At 74.3% G+C, this 19,360-nt stretch carries 16 protein-coding genes; 4 read left to right on the plus strand and 12 right to left on the minus strand.

The genetic code is table 11. The features are described 5' to 3' along the window. Window positions 1-2 precede the first annotated feature (2 nt). Entirely contained in the window at window positions 3-1,196 is a 1,194-nt protein-coding gene (locus tag ACIA8L_RS37820; RefSeq protein WP_395912195.1) for a M28 family peptidase, read from the minus strand. A 77-nt stretch (window positions 1,197-1,273) separates the two neighbouring features. On the opposite strand from ACIA8L_RS37820, the gene ACIA8L_RS37825 reads away from it, so the two are divergent. Then, a complete protein-coding gene (locus ACIA8L_RS37825; protein ID WP_395912197.1) occupies window positions 1,274-1,990 on the plus strand; it encodes a hypothetical protein in 717 nt (238 codons plus the stop codon). Between the two features lie 22 nt (window positions 1,991-2,012). Here the strand turns inward: ACIA8L_RS37825 and ACIA8L_RS37830 are convergent, their stop codons facing one another. From ACIA8L_RS37830 to ACIA8L_RS37840, 3 genes are all read right to left on the minus strand, one after another. After that, a complete protein-coding gene (locus ACIA8L_RS37830; protein WP_395912330.1) occupies window positions 2,013-3,704 on the minus strand; it encodes a tannase/feruloyl esterase family alpha/beta hydrolase in 1,692 nt (563 codons plus the stop codon). A gap of 159 nt (window positions 3,705-3,863) precedes the next feature. Continuing rightward, the gene (locus ACIA8L_RS37835) at window positions 3,864-5,735 is read right to left on the minus strand and encodes an Hsp70 family protein (protein ID WP_395912199.1); all 1,872 of its coding nucleotides are present in this window, start codon (window positions 5,733-5,735) and stop codon (window positions 3,864-3,866) included. 151 nt (window positions 5,736-5,886) lie between these two features. Then, complete coding sequence (locus ACIA8L_RS37840) at window positions 5,887-6,861, minus strand: transcriptional regulator (protein ID WP_395912200.1); 975 nt, start codon at window positions 6,859-6,861, stop codon at window positions 5,887-5,889. Between the two features lie 56 nt (window positions 6,862-6,917). Between ACIA8L_RS37840 and ACIA8L_RS37845 the strand changes: the two genes are divergently transcribed. Further along, on the plus strand, window positions 6,918-8,132 hold the full coding sequence (locus ACIA8L_RS37845; RefSeq protein ID WP_395912202.1) for an MFS transporter: 1,215 nt from the start codon (window positions 6,918-6,920) through the stop codon (window positions 8,130-8,132). Between the two features lie 87 nt (window positions 8,133-8,219). Here the strand turns inward: ACIA8L_RS37845 and ACIA8L_RS37850 are convergent, their stop codons facing one another. Genes ACIA8L_RS37850 through ACIA8L_RS37865 form a run of 4 tightly spaced genes read right to left on the minus strand, consistent with a single transcriptional unit; the run spans window position 8,220 to window position 12,065 of the window. Then, window positions 8,220-9,110 carry an ROK family protein gene (locus ACIA8L_RS37850; RefSeq protein WP_395912204.1) on the minus strand — a complete coding sequence of 297 codons (891 nt, stop codon included), beginning with the start codon at window positions 9,108-9,110 and terminating at the stop codon, window positions 8,220-8,222. Further along, the gene (locus tag ACIA8L_RS37855) at window positions 9,107-10,258 is read right to left on the minus strand and encodes a sugar ABC transporter permease (protein WP_395912206.1); all 1,152 of its coding nucleotides are present in this window, start codon (window positions 10,256-10,258) and stop codon (window positions 9,107-9,109) included. Before ACIA8L_RS37855 ends, ACIA8L_RS37850 begins: the two co-directional genes overlap by 4 nt. After that, window positions 10,255-10,989 carry an ATP-binding cassette domain-containing protein gene (locus ACIA8L_RS37860; protein ID WP_395912208.1) on the minus strand — a complete coding sequence of 245 codons (735 nt, stop codon included), beginning with the start codon at window positions 10,987-10,989 and terminating at the stop codon, window positions 10,255-10,257. Before ACIA8L_RS37860 ends, ACIA8L_RS37855 begins: the two co-directional genes overlap by 4 nt. After that, complete coding sequence (locus ACIA8L_RS37865; protein WP_395912210.1) at window positions 10,989-12,065, minus strand: sugar ABC transporter substrate-binding protein; 1,077 nt, start codon at window positions 12,063-12,065, stop codon at window positions 10,989-10,991. The genes ACIA8L_RS37860 and ACIA8L_RS37865 overlap by 1 nt, the downstream gene beginning before the upstream one ends. A 119-nt stretch (window positions 12,066-12,184) precedes the next feature. Here ACIA8L_RS37865 and ACIA8L_RS37870 point away from each other — a divergent pair, with 119 nt between their 5' ends. Continuing rightward, complete coding sequence (locus ACIA8L_RS37870) at window positions 12,185-13,384, plus strand: ROK family protein (protein WP_395912212.1); 1,200 nt, start codon at window positions 12,185-12,187, stop codon at window positions 13,382-13,384. A 151-nt stretch (window positions 13,385-13,535) separates the two neighbouring features. Continuing rightward, window positions 13,536-14,681, plus strand: coding sequence for an endo-1,4-beta-xylanase (locus tag ACIA8L_RS37875; protein WP_395912213.1), 1,146 nt, complete (start codon window positions 13,536-13,538; stop codon window positions 14,679-14,681). A 44-nt stretch (window positions 14,682-14,725) separates the two neighbouring features. Here the strand turns inward: ACIA8L_RS37875 and ACIA8L_RS37880 are convergent, their stop codons facing one another. The 4 genes from ACIA8L_RS37880 to ACIA8L_RS37895 form a co-directional block, all read right to left on the minus strand. After that, window positions 14,726-15,358 (minus strand): response regulator, encoded by a 633-nt coding sequence (locus tag ACIA8L_RS37880; protein ID WP_395912215.1) that lies wholly within the window; start codon window positions 15,356-15,358, stop codon window positions 14,726-14,728. A gap of 8 nt (window positions 15,359-15,366) precedes the next feature. Then, window positions 15,367-17,373 (minus strand): sensor histidine kinase, encoded by a 2,007-nt coding sequence (locus ACIA8L_RS37885; RefSeq protein ID WP_395912217.1) that lies wholly within the window; start codon window positions 17,371-17,373, stop codon window positions 15,367-15,369. A 31-nt stretch (window positions 17,374-17,404) separates the two neighbouring features. Further along, window positions 17,405-18,031, minus strand: a complete 627-nt coding sequence (locus tag ACIA8L_RS37890; protein WP_395912218.1) for a hypothetical protein — start codon at window positions 18,029-18,031, stop codon at window positions 17,405-17,407. A gap of 127 nt (window positions 18,032-18,158) precedes the next feature. Then, window positions 18,159-19,331: a hypothetical protein gene (locus tag ACIA8L_RS37895; protein ID WP_395912220.1), complete on the minus strand. Its 1,173-nt coding sequence runs from the start codon at window positions 19,329-19,331 to the stop codon at window positions 18,159-18,161. Between the last annotated feature and the right edge of the window lie 29 nt (window positions 19,332-19,360).

The following is a 19,360-nucleotide window of genomic DNA, read 5'->3' on the forward strand; positions in this document are numbered from 1 at the left end:
GTCTAGGGACGCGGTGCGAGGCGGCGGGCGACCGCGGCCGCCAGCCGGACCGTGGCCGCGACGCTGTCGTAGCGGACGTGCTCCGGGCGGTCCGACATCAGGTGGTAGTGGGGCAGCAGCTTGCGCTCGTCGACCGAGACCAGCGTCGCCGCCGGATATCCGGCGCGGGCCGGGATGCAGCCGTCCGTGCTGTTGCGCGAGCGCAGGCCGCGCAGCAGCGGGATGTGCTCGTCCGCGGCGCATTCGGCGATGAGCTCCTTGAACGCCTGATCGTAGTCGCGCATGCGGACCGGGCCTTCGCCTTCGAGCAGTACCAGCCGGCCGGAGCCGACGGTGTCCAGGTTGAGAAACCAGGTGGAGGCCGTCGGCAGCGCCGGGAAGTGCCGCCTGCCGAACGCGATGATGCCCTGCTGCAGCGCCTCCTCGGCGCCCGCCGAGACGATCACGACCCGCAGGCCCGAAACCGGCCGGGCGTGCAGCTCGGCCGCGAGCCCGAGGGCGGCGGCCACCCCGCTGAGGTTGTCGTTCGCTCCCGGCACCGCCGGCCGCCGGGCGATGTCGGCCATCGCGGCGAGCGACCCGGCCGCGAGGACCAGGCCCAGCCGGCGGAGCCGATCCGAACGGGCCAGGCTCCCGGCCCCGATGAGCGCGGGCCCGGCCACGACCGGCCACCACAGCGGCGGATTGGCGGTGGCCGCCTCGACGAGGGCCGGGAAGCGGCGGGCGACCCAGTCCATCGGGCGCGGGTCGAAGACGACGCCCGACGGTGCCGCGTCGTGATGGACGGTGACGCACAGCGTCCGCGGCGCGCTCGCGGGGCCGAGCGTCGCCACCACGTTGTCGGTGAGCCGGCGGCGCTGCAGGGCGCGGCGGGCCAGCATCGGCCCGGCCGAGATGTCGTCGACGATGCCGGCCGCGGCCAGCGCCCCGCCGGCCGCGCCGATCCAGCGCCCGCGCCGGCTCCCGCGCCGCCCGGCGGCCAGGCCGGCGACGAGCCCGGCCGCGAGGAGCAGCCCGATCGGCCGGGCATAGGAGCGGTACACCGGCTCCGGCTCGGTCTCGGCCGCCCAGCCGTGCTCCCGCAGCAGGTCACGGATGCGCACGGCGGCGGCCCGCTCGCCCGGCGACGTCGCCAGCCGGTTCAGCGCCGCGAGCTCCTCGACCACATCGCGCAGCAGACGCTCATCGCCGCTCATGCGGGCCAGCCTACGCACGCCGGCGGGTGCGGTACCGGCCCCTGGTGGGCGTGTCGGCGGTCTGGCACCCTGGCCGGGTGGCCTCATCACGGATAGCCGCCGTCCACGCCGCCGCGGCCCGCAACAATGCCGTCTGGTGCGCCGCGGTGTGCCGCTCCCACGGCATCGCCGGCACCTTCGGCGACTCGGCCTGGTGCAGTGCCCGCCGCCCGCCGCCGTACTTCCCCGATGCCGTCACCCTGCGCCCCGACGCGGTGCCGGCGGACTTCCTGCCCGCGATCGACACGGCGTCGCCGGCGAGCTCGATCAAGGACAGTTTCGCCGCGCTCGACCTCACCGCCGACGGCTACACGGAGCTGTTCAGCGCCCAGTGGATTCACCGTGCCGCGGGGCTCCCCGTCCCGCCGGCGCCGGCCCTGCGGGTCAGTCCTGTCGTCACGGAGAGCCGGCTCGGGGACTGGCAGGCCGCCTGGCACGGCGGTGCCGGGGCCCCGGACGTCTTCCGGCCGGCGCTGCTCGAGGACCCGGCGGTGGTTGTGCTGGCGGTGCGGGACGGCGAAGCGCTCGCCGGGGGTGTGGTGCTGACCCGCGGCGCGGATGTGGTCGGGCTCTCCAACCTCTTCGCGACCGGCCGCGGTGACGTCGCGGCCGTCTGGTCAGCGGCGATCAGCGCGGCCGCCGAACGGTACCCCGGAATGCCCCTCGTCGGGTATGAGCACGGAGCCGATCTCGAACCCGCGATCGCCGCCGGCTTCGTCACCCTCGGCGCGCTGCGCGTCTGGCGGCACGGATGACCGCCGCCCGCCGATCGCCGGGCTAGCTCGGCGGTGGCGCCGGCGTGCAGGTCCAGCGGCCGTCGCGCCAGCCGCAGGTCTGCTCGTAGCCGGAGCGGAACGACCCGAGCCAGGCGATGTCGTCCTCGTAGCGCGCGGGCGGCGGTACCGGTGCGAAGTTCGCCGCGTCGTCGGTGCTGCCGCTCCCGTCGTAGCGGGCGACGGTCGGGTAGGGGTACACCGGCCGGGTCCGCACGACGGTGTCGTCCTGGCGCTTCGCGGCGACCAGCCGGTCGGGGGCGACGCCCTGCTCGACCCAGGCGAGGGCGGGGGTGAGCGCGTCGAACGCGTCCGGCCCCTGACCGGCACCGCAGTGTGCGACGCCGGGCAGCATGAACAGGCGGGCGAAGCGCTGTGTGGCGGCCGGACCGCCCATCCGCTCGGTGAGGGCGTGGTAGTAGGCGATCGTCCCGTACGGCGAGATCGCCTGGTCGGCCCAGCCGTGCCAGAGCAGCAGCTTCCCGCCCGCGGCGCGGAACGCGGTCAGGTCGGGGTCGGTCGCGTCGTAGATGCCGGCCTGCTGGTTGACCTCGGCGAAGGTCGCCGAGTCGTAGTGCAGGTCGCCCAGCGTCATCGACGGCCGCGGAGCCGGGAAGGCGAGGTACCGCAGTGCGTTCGTGGCGTTGCCCGCGGCCACGGCCGGGTCGCCGGCCGCGGTCGGGGTGACCCAGCGGGCCCAGTTCGCCTCCGAGCCCACCGGCTCGCCACCCGGGTACATCCGCCGGCCCCGCTCGTCGCGCGGCCCGTCGTACAGCTTGCGGACGGCGTCGACCTGCGCGTCGGTGAGGCAGCCCGCGCTGTCGCTCCCGGCCGGGCAGCGCAGGACCCGCGGGTCGAACGAGCAGGCCCGCGGGTCGTCGATCTGGCCGTCGGCGAGGCCGTCGCGGGCGTCACACTCGCGCAGGACGGCGGCGTGCAGCGCGGGCAGCTTGGCCGCGGTCAGGATGGGCCGCCCCCGCGCGTCGGTGTTGGCCGTGGCGTGCCAGCCCGCCGACCACACGATGAGCGACGTGAGCAACGACGCCGGGGCGCCGGCGACGATGCCGTCGAAGTCGTGCGGGTACCGCTGCGCCTCGGTCAGCCCCTGGTGGCCGCCCTGGGAGCAGCCGTCGAAGTACGAGTACCGCGGCCCCTGCCCGTAGTAGAGGGTGATGAGCCGCTTGACGACGAGCGCGACGACGTGGTCGGCCCGGTAGCCGAAGTCGACGCGCAGCTGCGGGTCGGTGCCGAACGTGGCGTCGAACCCGGACACGCCGACATGCCCCTCGTTGTTGGTGGCCACGACGAAGTCACCGCGGTCCAGCGGCACGCACCCGTCCGCCGCGTCGGCGAAGAAGTCGAGACTGCCGCAGAACGCCCCGCATCCGGTCTGCAGATACCGCTGCCGCCACGTCGTGGTGGGCAGCAGCACGTCGAACTGGATCTGCGGCGCCGCGATCCCCTTGACCTCGCAGGCCGCCCAGCCCCCCGGCGAGATCGTCGCCGTCGCCGACCCGACCACCGCCGGCGCCCCGGGCGTGTCCGACAGGTCCCGCCCGACGAGGGCCGCACAGTCGACCTTGGGCAGCACCACGGCCGGCCCGCCCGCCGAACCGCCCGCCGCGCCGGGCATCCCGGCCACCGGCGTCAGCGGCGCGCCCGGCCCACCACCGGCCAGCACGAGGACGGCGAGCACAACCGGCAACGCCCGAAACCCCACGGCGCGAACGCCGCGCCCCGGCCTGAACACCCGCAGACGAGCACGCATGCCTGTCCTTCCCGTTCGCGGCGACACGAGCACGGAACGCTCAGTATGGCCGCGAACCGTCCTCATGAACAGGTGTCGATACCGGTGTTACGCGCAGGCGATGTTCGTGATGGCGTAGTTGTCGGTGGCCAGGACCACGAGCTCGTTGCGGACCGGGTAGAACGGCAGCGTCGTGCGGTCGCCGGTCCACGGCTCGCCGTCGCGGTCGTAGGTGACGATCCAGATCTCGCCCGCGGGCGCCTTGAACGGGTTCAGGTGCCGCGACTCGCCCATGTGGCCGTAGTCGTAGGACACCTCGAACGTGTCGCACGGGCCGTCGATGCGGTCCGCGGCGCTCGTGCCCGAGGCCGAACTGTCGCCGGGGCCCTGTTCGCGCTCGGAGCGGATCTCCGAGTAGCCGTCGGCGTCGGTCAGCTTCGTGGGCGGCCACTCGCAGCCCTTGAACACCCAGCTGCCCGTGTCGCCGCCGGTGCTCTGCTTCGCCTTGGTCATCCCGTGCTGCCGCTCGCACGCCGGCACCTTCGTGGCCGCCTCCGCCTGCTGGTCGTCGGTGGGCGCCCCGGGCGTGCCCCGGTTCGGCGTGGGGCTCTGGCCGGGCCCGGTGTCCATCGGCTTCCCCAGCCACGGCTGGGTGATGATCAGGGTCGTCGCCAGCGCGATCACGACGGCCGCGGCGGCGGTCAGCACCCACCGCAGCGGCAAGGCGGCCTGGCGGCTCGGCGGGGCCGGCGGGACGTTCGGCGGGGCCGGCGGGACGCTCGGCGGGACCGACACCGGTGCGACCGGCGGGACGGAGACGGGCAGGGCCGACACCGGGGCCATCGCCATCGACACCGGCGCGGCGGGCACGGCCGAGACCGGGGCCGTGACGGGGCCCGTCGTGGGGGCCGTGACGGTCGCCCGGTGGAAGTGCAGGGTGCCGCCGGCCACGATGAGCTCGGGCTGCTCGATCACCGTCGGCGCGACGCCGAGGGCCTGGTGCAGCAGTGTGGGCGCCAGGGACATCCGGCTGGACCCGCCGACCAGGAACACCGCGGCGATGTCGGCGGGCCCGATGCCGGCGTTGCGCACGGCCAGCCGGGTCGTGGCCACCGTCCGCTCCAGCAGCGGGCCGGCCAGGTGGTCGAGCTGCTCCCGGCCGAGGACGGCCTCCACCTCGAGGATCGGCACGAAGATCGTGGCCATGGCGGTGCGCGACAGCGCCTCCTTGCCGGCCCGCACGTCGTCCCAGAACGCCCGGGACGCCCGGCGGTCGGCCGGGAGCCGGGGCGCGGTCAGCCGTTGCCAGGCCTCGGGGTGCCCGGCCCCGTAGGTGGCGCCGAGGTGGGCGACGACGGCCGCGTCGATGTCGAGGCCGCCGGCGTCGTTGAGGCCTTCGGCCGCGAGCACCGCGAACCCGTCGGCGGTGCGCCGCACGACCGAGGCGTCGAAGGTCCCGGCCCCGAAGTCGTAGACCACCAGGCACCGGCCCGGCGGCACGTCGCCGCGCATGGCGTAGACGTAGAACGAGGCCGCGGAGACCGGCTCGGCCACCAGCCCGGCCGGCGGCAGCCCGGCCCGCGCGGCGGCGTCGAGGAGGACCTGCCGCCGCCGCCCGCCCCAGCCCGCGGGGTGGGTCAGCACGACCCGGTCGACGGCCGCCCCGGCGACCCGCAGCGCCTCGCCGTGCACCCGCCGCAGCACCGCGGCGATGGCGTCGGCGACTGGCACGGCCCGGTCGCCGAGCAGCAGCTCGCCCTCGTCGATGCGGGACTTCGGGTGACCCTCGAACCACTCCGGCCGGCTCCGCGAGGCCTGCACGGCGTCGCGGCCCACGATCAGCTCGCCGCTCGCCGCGAGGCACACCGCCGAGGGCAGCAGCGGCGTCTCGCCGAACAGCAGCGGCGTGGCCCGCCCGTCGTCCAGCCCGACCACCGCGGCCGTCGAGGATGTGCCGAAGTCGATGCCCAGGGTCACCATGGCCGGTTCGCACCACCTGCACGCTGCACGTTTCCACCCTACGACGCATACCCGGACCGGCCCGGCTCGCCACCATACGCATCCGGGTGGGTGCAGCACATCGGCAGAACGCCCTACTCGGGGCCGCCGACCGCACGGTGCCGGGCCGGGGTCAGCCGGCGCGACCGGCCGGTGCGGCGGTGAGGGCGTCGCCGAGGTCGGAGCGGCGGTAGAGGACGGAGCGGCCGTGACGGGCACTGACCAGGAGGCCGCCGGCGTACAGGGCGCGCAGGTGCTGGTTCACGGCGGTCGTGGTGACGCCGAGGCGGATGGCCAGCTCGGTCGACGACGCCGGGGTGTCGAGGTGGCTGAGCAGGCCGGCCCGGGCCACGCCGAGCAGGGCGGCCAGCGCGTCCGGGGCCGGGAGGGGCTGCGGTTCCCACAGCGTCGCCACGCCGCGGGCGGCGTAGAGGATCATCGGGGGTTCGTCGGGGGAGATGGGGGCCGACGCGATCGTCGCCCACAGCGTGGGAACGAGGGTGAGACCGCCGGTGGTGGGGCTCGTCCAGTCGAGCTTCGAGCGGAGCTGGACCTCGACGACGTTGTCGACGAGCCGGACCGTGCCGGCCAGGCCGGCGAACATGGCGGCGAGGCCGTGCTGGGCGATCTGCCGGCCGCGGAACGTGACATCGCCCTCCAGCAGGGCTCGCATGCGCGGCCAGTGGGACTCGAAGCAGCGCCGCCAGTATTCGGCGAGTGCGTCGACGATCCGGGCGAGCACGGCCGCGGGCCGGCCGCGCAGGGGAGCGGGCAGGGGGCCGCCGGGGTGGACCAGGTGCAGGTCGCGCCGGACGACGTCCGGGTCGGTGGCGGCGATGCGGTCCAGCTCGTCGTCGATGCGGGTCAGCGGCGAGTAGGGGCGCGGGTTGAGGAAGTCGGGCGTCCAGAGCCGGGCGTTGGTCACGGCGAGCAGCAGGGTCAGGTCGAGGTCGCCCTTGGCCTCGTCGAGGCCGTGCAGCCAGCGCAGGTGCAGCGGAAAGCGGCCCGGGTCGCGGACCGCGCGCAGCGACAGCACGAGCTCGTTGAGCGGTGACACCGCGAATCGCACATCGGCCAGGTCCATGCCGACCAGCTCGTACCGCACCATGAAGCAATACGCTACATCGTTGGTGGCGACGGTCGACCTCCTGCGACAACTGAGGCGTGCTGCTGCAAACAAGCGTCCAGCGCTACCTGCGCCCGGACGACCCGGTCGCGCGGGCCCTGACCTGGACCACGATCGCGTCGTCACTGTCGCGTGGCGTCTTCTTCAGCGTCAGCGTCCTGTACTTCACCCGCGTCGCCGGCTTCACCGCGACCACCGTAGGCGTGGCCCTGTCCATCGCCGGTGGGGTCGGCGTCGCCGCGGCGCTCGGAGCCGGCTACCTCGCCCGGCTCGTCGGCGCGCGCCGGCTGCTGCTGATCACGACCGCGGGGCAGGGCTCGGCCCTCGGCGGCTATCTCGTCGCCCGCACCCCGGCCGCCTTCGTCGTCGTCGCCTGCCTGGTCGTGGGACTGCTGGCCATGCAGCGCACCGCGCTGACGACGACGATCGCCGAGTCGTTCACCGGGCCTGAGCGGGTCGAGGTGCGGGCCCGGCTGCGAGCGGTCACCAACGCCTTCATCGGCGGCGGCAGCGGGCTGGCCGCGGTCGCACTGGCCGTGGGAACCCGATCGGCCTACCTCACCGCGATGGCGGCGACCGGGGTGTTGCAACTCGTCGCCGCGATACCGCTGCGCCGAGTGCCCCGGGCGGCCGCGCCGACCGCGGCCGGCCCGGTCCGCCCGGTCCCGCGTTCGCCCCTGCGCGACCCGACCTACCTCGTCGCCACCGGCCTCTACGCCGTCACGACGATGCAGTTCGGCCTGCTGACCGTGGGCGTGCCGCTGTGGGTCTCCGGCTCGACGCACGCGCCGCCGGTGACCGTCGCGGTGCTGCTCGCCCTGAACACCGCGATCGTCTCGCTGCTGCAGGTTCGGGCGGCCCGCGGCGCGGACACCCTGCGCACGGCCGGGCGGGCGGCGGCCCGGGGCGGCCTGCTGCTCGCCGGGGCCTGCGGGCTCTACGCGGCCGCCTCCGGGGGCGGAGTCGTCGTGACCGTGACGGTCTTGACGCTGGCCACGGTCGCGCACAGCCTGGCCGAGATCCTGTCCGAGGCGGGCAACTGGACCCTCGCGTTCGAGCTGGCCGACCCGGCCAACGCCGGCGCGTACCAGGGTGTGAGCCAGATGGGGATGGCGATGGGCACGATGCTCGCGCCGCTGGTCGTCACCGCGACCGCGATCGAGCACGGCCGGGCCGGCTGGGCCGTGCTGGCCGCCGTGTTCCTGGCCGCGGGCCTGGCGACGCGGTGGCTGGTCCGGCGGCAACCGGTGTGAAGGCCGTCGGGCCCGGCCTCCGGGAACGAGCCGCCGCGCAGACGGCCCGGCGGCGCCGGGTTGCCGGACTCCCGGTCATCGGCCGGGTCAGGCGGTGGTGGCCAGCGCCAGGGCCATGGCGAGGGCGCCCAGCAGCGGCGCGTCGTCGGTGAAGGTGGCGAGGCGCAGGTCCGGCGGGAACGGGACCGAGCGGGTGAGGGCGGTCGCGATCGGAGGGAGGATGTGCGGGGCCGCGCCCAGCAGGCCGCCGCCGATGACGACCCGCTGCGGGTCGAAGGTGACGCAGAGGTTGGCGATCGTGCGCGACAGCGTGCCGACCGCGTCGTCGAGGAGGGCGGCGACCGCGGGCACGTGCCGCTGGGCGAACAGTTCGGCGGCGGTCACGGGCCGGCCCAGCAACGCTGAGCCGTGGCGGGCCAGGGCGCTGCCGGAGACGGACTCCTCCAGCGGGGCGTGGCCGTCGGCGAACGTGGGGGCGTCGGCGGCGTCGCGCAGGTAGCCGATCTCGCCGGCCGCGCCGTGGGCACCGGGCAGGACCCGGCCGCCGGCCACCAGCGCGGCGGCCAGGCCGGTGCCCAGGTTGACGTACAGGCCGACGTCGACGCCGCGCAGGGCGCCCCAGCGCAGTTCCGCGGCGGCGCCGGCGTTGACGTCGTTGTCGATCGCGACGGGGGTGCGGCCGAACTCGGTGCGCAGCAGCTGGGGGAGGGGCAGGCCGTCCCAGCCGGGGACGTTCGGGGCCAGGCGGATCACGTCGTCGCGGAGCACGCCGAAGGTCGAGACGCCCACCGCCGCCGGGGTGCTGAGCAGCTCCCGGGCCGCGGTGAGGGTGCGTTCGACGACCTTCAGGGCGCCCTGGGCGCCCCGGGTGGGCAGCCGGGTCGTGATCTGGGGGCGGCCGTCGAGGGCGTCGGTGGCCGCCGTGCCCAGGGCGACCTTCGTGCCGCCGAAGTCGATGGCCAGGACCTGCGGCCTCACCGGGGCTGGCCGCGGCGGGCGAGGGAGTCGATCGCCACGGCGATGGCCAGGACCACGGCGGTGACCATGTAGCGGACCGAGGAGTCGACGTTGAGCAGCAGCATGCCGTTGGTGATGGACTGGATCACGAGGATGCCCAGCAGGGCGGCGAAGGCGCGGCCGCGGCCGCCGAACAGTGACGTGCCGCCGATGACCGCCGCGGCGATCGCCATGAGCAGGGTGTCGCTGCCGCCGGAGCTCTGGTTGACGGCGGCGAGCCGGCTGGCGGCGAGGATCCCGCCGAACGCGGCCAGGGTGGAGGCGGCCATGAAGGCCAGCAGCCGAATGCGGGTGACGTTGATGCCGGCCCGGCGCGCGGCCTCGGCGTTGCCGCCGACCGCGTACATGTGGCGGCCGAAGACGGTGTGTCGCAGTACCAGATCCAGAACCAGGACCAACGTGCCGAAGAGCACAAGCAGCAGTGGTACTCCACGATCGGCCGACAGCACCAGGACCGCTCCCGCGAGGACGCCGCCCAGCGCGGTGAGCCGCACCGCGAGCCACCGGCCGGAGGTGACCGGCAGGTCGGCGGCGCGGCGCAGGCTCCGGTTGACCATCGAGCCGGCGGTCCAGCCCGCGACGACGAGCGCGGCCAGCAGCCAGCCGGCCCACAGCGGCAGCCAGGTGTCGCTGAGCCGGGCGAGCAGGCCCTCGAACGGCAGGTTGATGGTGCCGCCGCGGCCCAGCAGGTAGAGCATCAGGCCCTGCCAGCCGATCAGGCCGGCGAGGGTGACGACGAAGGAGGGCATGCCCAGCTTGGTGAACATCAAGCCGTGCAGCAGGCCGATCAGCGCGGCGCCGGCGAGGGCCGCGGCGACCGCGAGCAGCGGGGGCCAGCCGTGGTGGACGGACAGGATCGTCATGGCCACGGCGCTGAGGCCGCTGAGCGAGCCGGCCGACAGGTCGATCTCGCCGAGCAGGATCACCATGATGATGCCGAGCGCGATGGTGCCGGTGGCCGCCATCTGCAGGGCCAGGTTGGTGAGGTTCTCCGCGGACAGGAAGCGGTCGTTGAGGGAGCCGAACACGACCGCGATCACGATCAGGCCGCCGACGACCGGCCAGGCGCCGAGGTCGGTCCGGCCCGCCGTGCGCAGCAGCGCCCTCATGCGGTACCCCCAAAGGTTTCGGAGCCTGTAATGGCGGCGACGACGGTCTCGGGGGTGACGTCGGCGGTGCGGAACTCGCCGGCGTTGCGGCCCAGCCGGAGCACGACGATCCGGTCGCTGACCGCCCGGACGTCGGCCAAGTTGTGGGAGATGACCAGCACCGCCAGGCCCCGGTCGCGCAGGCGCCGGATCAGGTCGAGCACCTGGGCCGTCTGTTCGACGCCGAGGGCGGCGGTCGGCTCGTCGAGGATGACCACGCGCGGCTCGCCGATGAGGGCGCGGGCGATGGCGACGGACTGGCGCTGGCCGCCGGAGAGCATGGCGACGGGCACCCGGATGTCGCGGATGCGCACGTCCAGGGAGGACAGCAGGTCGCGGGCCGAGCGCTCCATCCGGATGTGACTGAGCAGTGTCCAGCGGCGCCGTTCCGCGCCGAGGAACAGGTTGCCGACGACGTCGAGGTTCTCGCAGAGGGCGAGGTCCTGGTGGACGGTCGACACGCCGAGCCGTTGCGCGTCGTGCGGGCCGGCGATGCGGACCGGGTGGCCGTCCTGCTCGATCACGCCGTCGTCGGCGGTGACGACGCCGGACAGGACCTTCACGAGGCTCGACTTGCCGGCGCCGTTGTCGCCGACCAGTGCGACCACCTCGCCGGCCGGCAGGTCCAGGCTCACCCCGTCCAGAGCCTGGACCGCGCCGTACCGTTTGCTGATCCGGGTCGCGGTGAGCACTACTGGATTCCCGCCTTGGCGCACGCCGGTGCGACCGGGCCGGCGCAGATGTCCGCCGCCTTGTAGAAGCCGTCCTTGACGATCGTGTCCTTGACCTTGTCCGCGGTGACCGCGATCGGGTCGAGCAGGAACGCCGGGATGTCGGCCGTGCCGTTGGCGACCTTCGCGGGTGCGGCCGGCTTCTCGCCCTTGGCCAGGGCGACCGCCAGCGCGGCGGACTGCTCGGCCTCGGCCCGGATGTCGAGGTAGATGGTCATGTACTGCTCGCCGGTCAGGATCCGCTGCACCGCCGCGAGCTCCGCGTCCTGGCCGGTGATCGGGGGCAGCGCCGGGTAGCCGGCCCGCTTCATCGCCGCGATCGCGCCGCCGGCCATGCCGTCGTTGGCCGACAGGACCCCGATGACGGTGTCCCGGCCGAGCGCGGTGATGGCCTGCTCCATCTCCTGCTGGGCCTTGTCGGGGCTCCAGTCGGGGGTGTCGAACTCGCGGCCGATCTGCACCTTGCCGTCCAGGACCTTGTGCGCGCCGGTCTTGTAGTCCGCCGAGCTGGGGTCGGTGGGCGCGCCGTTGAGCATGACGATCTTGCCCTTGTCGGTCGTGCCGGCCTTGGTGAGCGCGTCCAGCAGGGCCTGGCCCTGCATCTCGCCGACCCGGACGTTGTTGAAGGAGACGTAGTACTCGTAGCTGATCTCGGAGATCAGCCGGTCGTAGGCGATGACCGGGACCTTCTTCTGCTTGGCCTGGTTGACCAGCGACGCGACGGCGCTGGCGTCCACGGCGTCGAGCACGAGCGCGTCGGCCCCCTGCGCGAGGGCGGCCTCGACCTGCTGCTGTTGCTTCGCGGCGTCCTGGTCGGCGTTGGCGTAGAGCAGCTTGCAGTCCGCGCACAGCGACTTCACCTTGGCCTCGAACAGCGGCCGGTCGAACGCCTCGTAGCGGGTCGTCTTGGACTCCGGCAGGAACAGCGCGATCGTCGGGGCGTCACCGCCGCCGGACTTGCCGCCGGTGCTGCCGCCACACCCGCTGACGATGGTGGCCGCGACGGCCACGACTGCGACGAACCATCTTGCGTTCACGGAGGGCACCTTTCCTCGGAGGTACTGCGTGCATGTTGACCCCCCGCCCACCGTTTGGCAAGGTCCTTTACGAAATTGATAAAGGACCCTTCTTTACTTGATGTGGCAGGCTGTTGGCTGTGCAGACCACGAACACCGCCAGCACGACCAGCGTGCTGCGGGTGATGAACGAGCGCGCCGTCTTCGCCGAGACCTTCCGGCTGGGCACGGTGTCCCGCCCGGAGCTCGCCCAGCAGACCGGTCTGTCCAAGCCGACCGTGGCCGTGGCGCTCACCAACCTCGAGCGGGCCGGGCTGCTGCGCCGGGTCGGCACCCGCGCCGGCGCCGCCGGCCGCTCGGCGATGCTCTACGAGGTGCGCCCCGAGGCCGGCTGGGTCCTCGCCGTCGACGTCGGCCGCTCCTACGTCCGCGTCGGGCTGGCCGACCTGGTCGGCACGATCGTGGCCCGCAAGGACGAGCCGTCCCGCGGCACTCGCGCCCGTGACCTCCTCGCCCAGCTCACCCGCCTCGCCGAGGAGCTCGCCGGCCGGGCCGGCATCACCCGCGACGACATCACGCTCGCCGTGTTCGGCACCCCCGGCATCCACGACAAGGCCACCGGCGCCCTGCACCTGGCGCCCAACCTGCCCGGCTGGGACCGCCGCGGCAGCGTCGAACGGCTCGCGGGCATCGCCGGCTCGACATACGTGGTGGAGAACGACGTCGACCTGGCCGCGGTGGGCGAGGCCACCTACGGGCTCGGCCGGGGCGTGCGGCACTTCGTCTACGTCTCCATCGGCACCGGTACCGGCATGGGCATCATCATCGACGGCCGGTTGTACCGCGGCTTCCGCGGCGCGGCCGGCGAGATCGGCTACCTGCCGATCGGTGAGGGCGACCCGCTGCTCGAGGCGCCCGCCGCCCGCCCCCGCGGCATGTTCGAGTCGGTGGCCTCCGCCGACGGCATCGTGGGCGTGGCCCAGCGCCTGGGCCGGTCCGATGCCCGCACCGCGAAGGACGTCTTCGACGCCGCCCGCGCCGGCGACGAGACCGCCCGGCTGGCCGTGTCCCGCGAGGTCGACCACGTCAGCCACGCCCTGGCCGGAATCACCGCCGTGCTCGACCCGGAGCTGGTGGTCCTCGGCGGCGGCGTCGGCAGCCAGCTCGGCGACCTGTTCACCGGCCCGCTCACCGACCGGCTGCGCACCCTCGTCGCGCTGCGCCCGCCCCGCATCGAGGTCTCCACCCTCGGCGCCGACGCCGTGCTGCTCGGCGCCCTCGCCATCGGCCTCGCCGAGGCCCGCACGCTGGTCCTGGACCGCACCGCACCGACCCGCTGACGCCCTGATGTAAGTATCACGCCGGCGGGCGGACCGGCCGGCGGTGCGCGCCCTGCATATTGACGCTGATCTAACGCATCGATATCGTCGCTCCGAAAGTTCCGGGGGAAATCGCGAAAGTTTCGGTCCGGCATCTCCAAGGAGGTTCACGGTGCGATCACGCCGTCTGCTCACCGTCGTAGCCGCGCTCGCGGGGCTCGTCCTGACCGGCGGCACCGCCTCCAGTGCGGTGTCCAGCCACTCGGACTTCCGGCCGCCGGCCGACTCGCTGCGGGCCCTGGCCGCACCGATCGGGCTGCGCCTGGGCACGGCCGCCGTCCCGTCCGAGCTGGCCGCCTACGGGCAGATCATCGGCGACCAGTTCTCCGTCGTGACGCCCGGCAACGAGATGAAGTGGCAGCTCGTGGAGCCGACCCAGGGGACCTACGACTGGTCCGGCGGCGACAACCTGATCGCGTTCGCCCGGGCCCACGACCAGCTCGTCCGCGGGCACACGCTGGCCTGGCACAACCAGCTGCCGACCTGGCTGACCGACGGCGTCACGAACGGGACGATCAGCGACGAGCAGCTGCGGGCGCTGCTGCACAAGCACGTCACCGACGAGGTCACCCACTTCCGGGGCAAGATCTGGCAGTGGGACGTGGCCAACGAGTTCTTCACCGACTCCACGCCGTCACAGCTGAACCCGAACGACTTCTGGGTGCGCCACCTCGGCCCCGGCATCCTCGAGGACGTGTTCCGCTGGGCCCGCGCGGCCGATCCGCACGCGATCCTCTGCTACAACGACTACAACATCGCCGGCGAGGACGGCAGCAACGCCAAGGCGGACGCGGTCTACGCGTGGGCCAAGCAGGCACTGGCTCATCGGGTGCCGCTGGACTGCATCGGCGACCAGGGTCACCTGGACACCCAGTACGGGTTCTCCGGCCCGCTCATGCAGCAGGACCTCCAGCGCTACGCCGACCTGGGCCTGAAGGTCGCCATCACCGAGGCCGACGTGCGCACGTTCGTCAACAACGCCACCGACAACGTGCCGACGGACCACCTGGCGGTCTTCGCCCAGCCGTTCGAGTACGACCAGATGCTGAAGGCCTGCCTCTTCGTCCGCCAGTGCCTCTCGTTCACCATCTGGGGCCTCACCGACGCCAGCTCCTGGATTCCCGCCGTCTTCGCGGGCGAGGGCTACGCGCTCATCTACGACGTCAACCTCAACCCCAAGCCGGCGTACACGGTCCTGCAGCAGGACCTGCGGCTGGCCAACGGCAGCGCTCCCCGGCGCCCGGGCACGGGACACTGATCCCGGGCGCGCTGCCGGCCTTGGTGGGTCGTCCGGCGCCGGCGTCAGAGGCCGGCGCCGCGGGCACGGGTGATGGCGTCGGCGCGGTCGGCGACCCGGAGCTTCGTGAAGATGTTGGACACGTGGTTGCGGACCGTCTTCGGTGACAGGCCCAGGCTCCGGGCGATCTCCGGGTTCGTCCGGTGCCGGGCGATCAGGCCGAGGATCTCGCGCTCGCGGTCGGTCAGGCCGGGGAACGCGGCGGCCGGCGGCGGCCGGCCGAGGTAGTCGGTGATGCGGCGGGCCACCGCGGGCCCGAACAGCGCCTCACCGGCGGCCGCCGCTCGCACGGCCCGGACCACCTGCGCCCGCAGCGCCCCCTTCAGCAGGTATCCGCGGGCGCCGGCCCGCAGCGCGGCGAACACCGAGTCGTCGTCGTCCAGCATCGTCAGGACGACGACGCCGATGTGCGGGCTCGCCGACACGATCCGGCGGGTCGCCTCGACGCCGTCGACGCCGGGCATGTTGAGGTCCATCAGGACCACGTCGGGTTGCCGGCGTGCGGCTTCCGCGACGGCGGTGGCGCCGTCGGCGGCCTCACCGGCCAGCACCACATCGTCCACGGTGGACAGCAGGGCCCGCAGTCCGGCCCGGAACGGGGCGTGGTCGTCGGCGACCAGCACGCTGATCTGGCTCACGGGACTCCTCACACGTCGGCGGGCGGCTCGGCTGCCAATGGCAGTGTCGCCGACACGCGGGTGCCGCCACCAGCCCCGGCGGTCACCGTGCACCGGCCCCCGAGTTCGGCGGCCCGCTCGATCATCGAGCGGAGGCCGACGCCGGGACGCTCGCCGGCGCGCAGGCCCCGTCCGTCGTCGCGCACCTCCACCCGCAGCGCGGACGCCGAGACGGTCAGCCGGACCACGACCGAGGCGGCGGCCGCGTGCCGGGCCGCGTTGGTGAGCGCCTCGCGGACGATCGCGTACGCCGCCACCTCGACCGCGGCCGGCAGCGGCGGCAGGGCCCCCGGGTCGGCGACGACCTCGGCGCCCAGCACGGCCGCCGCCTGCCGGACGGCCTCGCACAGCCCGAGCTCGTCCAGGGCCGGCGGCCGCAGCCCCCGGCTGACCCGGCGCACCTCCGCGACCGCGTCCGTGCAGCTGATCAGGACCTCGTCGAGCAGCGCCACGGCCGCGTCCGGCCGGCGGCGGACCAGGTCGCGGGCCGCCTCGACGCGCATCGCCTGCGCGGCCAGCGTGGGGCCGAGCCCGTCGTGCAGGTCGCGGCGCAGCCGCCGCCGCTCCTCCTCGTGCGCCAGCACCAGCCGCTCCCGCGACGCCTGCACCTCGCCCGCCAGCCGCACCGCGTGCATGGCGGTCGCGGCCTGCCGGGCCAGGTCGTCGAGGAGCCGGTCGTCGCGGGCGTCGAACCGTTCGCCGGGTCCGCGCGGGGCGACCAGCAGGGTCCCGACCGGCTCGCCGCGCTGCGTGAGGTCCCGCCGGGCGGGCGGTCCGTCGCCGGCGTCGCCGTCCGCCGCCAGGACGGAGCCGTCGGGGCCGGCGACCGCCGCGTACGGGGACCGGACCGCCTCGCGCACCGACCGGACCAGCGTCGGCAGGACCGCCTGGGCGGCGGCCGTGTCCTGCAGCCGCCGGGCCAGCGCGGTGACCGCGGTGTACGGGTCGTCGCGCTCGCCGTAGGTCAGCCGGTTCGCCCACCGTTGCAGGCGGCGCCGCACCGGCTCGAACAGGACGGCCACCACGCCGGCCGCCGCGAACGACGCCACCGGCACGCCCTCGAACGCGCGGCCGGCGGCGCGGCTGACCCCGACCACGACCGCCGCGTACACCGCGCTCAGCGCGATGGTGAGCCCGCCGAGGACGAACGCGCGGTTGAGGATCGGGTCGATGTCCCACAGCCGGTACCGCAGCACCGCCCGTCCGATCGCCAGCGGCACGAGGCCGAACACCCCGCCGAACACCAGCAGCTGCAGCCCGTTGTACGCCACGGCGGCGGCCGGCGAGCCGGTGAACAGCGGCCGGACGAACGCCACGACGGTCAGCCCGCCCGCGGCCACGACGAGGGCCGCGGCGACCCACTTCACCTGCTGCCGCTGTACCGGAGTCGACACCGTCCGGTAGCGCCGCACCTGCGACCACGAACCGGCCCCGACCCAGACGAGCACGGCGACCAGATCGAGCACGCCGGCCGTCGCCGTCAGTTCGCCGACCCCGACGTAGGCGGCGACCGCAAGCAGCGCCCACCGCGTCCAGCCCGGGGTGAACCGCCCGTCGGGGAACAGGAACAGCAGGCCGAGGAAGCCGAGCAGCCCGGCCAGTCCCACACCCTGCGCCGCGGCCGTCAGCGGGGCCGGCCAGCCCGGCACCGGCAGCGTGTTCGGCCAGTGCACGCCGAAGGCGATGAGGACCGCCGCGAACAGTACCGCCACCGGCTCCTCGGGCCGGCGGACGACGACGAGCACGCCGGCGCCGACGAACGCCGCGGCCACCAGCACCAGCACCACGACCCGGACGGAGGCGGCCACGGCCACCGGGATGCCGAGCTCGGCGAGGCCGGCGGGCACCGCGTCGGCGCGCCACACGAAGCCGGGGTCGAATGCGCGGATCCGCCGGTAGGCCGGCCCGATGCTCGCCGCGAACGCGGCGGTGCCGAGGACGGCGAGCACGGCGACGGCCGCTCGGGCAAGTCTCACGACGCCAGCCTGCCGCGTCACCGACGGCTTGTCAGCCCGCGACGGCGGCCGGTTCGGCGGGCATCCCGGGCGTGCGGACCCGGTCCATCGCGACCAGCAGGCCGCAGGCGCCGATGCCGGCCAGCACCAGGCTGATGGCCGCCGCCTCGACGACCGGGATGAAGATCGCCAGCGGGGCGAGGGTGACGAACCAGGCCAGCGGCCGCGGGAACACCCGGGCCCGGATCGTCGCGATGCCGAAGAGCAGGATGCCGAGGTTCAGCGCGATCAAGCCGACCGACACGTACACCAGGAACCCGGTGGAGACCTCGTCGAGCCCGCCCGGCGCGGCCAGCTCCTCGTTGCCGGGCCGGGCGTAGAGCGCCGGGGCCAGGAACGAGTACAGCGGCACGGTACCCAGCTGCAGGGTCGCCCATCCGACGAACGTCATCAGGAAACCGGCCACGCCGAGCTTGCCGGCCCGGCCGGCCTGCACGACGTACCAGACGGGCAGGCCCAGCATCATCAGCACGGCCCCGGCCGCCTCCGCCGTCGCGACCGCGGTCAGCCCGGCACTGGGCTCCGTGGTGTCGACGAACGCCTTGGCGCCGGCCGCGGCCGCACTGAGCGCCCCGCCGGCGGCCAGGGCGGTCCCGGCCGCCCGGAGCATTCGCTGCATCGTGGTCATCGTCCGTCTCCGATCTCCAGGTTCTCCGTCGAAGACCACGATCGGTGCCCGGCGTCCCGGCCCGGATGGTGCGCCGCGTCCCGGCCGGCGGGAAGAATGTCCCGCCGGCCGGGCGGTGTCAGCCCCGCGTGGTGTGCAGGGTGAGGGTCTGCGTGCTCAGCCCGTTCTTCGGGTTGCTCTCCCCGACCGCCCACAGGCTCGACGGGCCGCTCGTGGCCACGCCGAACAGTGCGCTGCCGGCGGTGCTGAGCGCGGGCAGCCCGGCCCGGGTCCAGGCGGTGCCGTCCCAGTGCTCGGCGAAGGCGCCGCTGCCGTCGATCCCGACCGTCCACACGTCGTTCGCCGACACCGCGGCGACGCCGGTGAAGTCGAACGCCGCGCTGGGCGTCGCGGGCAGCGGGGTGGCGACCTCGGTCCACTGGGTGCCGTTCCAGTGGATGGCGTACGGCTCGGCGTTGGTCACGCCGTCGTCACCGGTGCGGGTGCGCCGGCCGGTGGCCCAGACGTCGTCGGACGCGACGGCCGACACCGCGACCGGGAACGCGTTGCCCTCTCCGGTGCCCAGCTGCGCCGGCTTGACCACGGACCAGGCCGTGCCGTTCCAGTGCAGCAGCAGCGTGGCCGAGCCGCCCTGGAAGTACTCGCCGACGGCCCAGATGTCGTCGGCCGACACCGCCGTGATGGCGTGCAGGAAGTTCGACTCCGACACCTGGCGCGGCACGTTGGGCACGACCGACCAGGCGGTACCGTCCCAGTGCTCGATCAGGGGCAGGTTGAGCGAGTTGTTCGAGTACCAGCCGACGGCCCAGGCGTTCGTGGGCGACAGCGCGGTCACGCCCTGGATCGAGGCGCGCAGCGAGTCCGCCGGCACGGGCAGGGCGACGCCGCTCCAGGCGGTGCCGTTCCAGTGCTCGGCCAGCAGCGCCCGGCCGTCGAACGACTCGCCGACGGCCCAGGCGTCGTTCGCCGCGTCGGCGCTGATGCCGCGCAGCATGATGTTGGCGGTGCCGGCCGGGGTCACCGTCCACGTGGTGCCGTTCCAGTGCTCGATCAGGGGCCGGTCGTTGTGGCCGCTGGTGGACGTGTTGGAGAACCCGGCCGCCCACACGTCGGTGTCGGACAGCGCGGACACGCTCACCAGCTCGTTATGGGCGAAGGTGCCGCTGGTGACGTTGGGGCTTTGCACCACGGACCACACGGTCCCGGCGCCGGCGGCGTTGGCCGCCGACGGGGCCGCGATGGCGGCGGCCGCGACGATGGCCGCGGCCGCCGGGAGGATGGATCGTCTCATTGCTGTGCGTCCCTTCCGTAGGAACAATC

The sequence above is a fragment of the Dactylosporangium sp. NPDC051541 genome (assembly GCF_044454505.1).
GTDB lineage: Bacteria > Actinomycetota > Actinomycetes > Mycobacteriales > Micromonosporaceae > Dactylosporangium.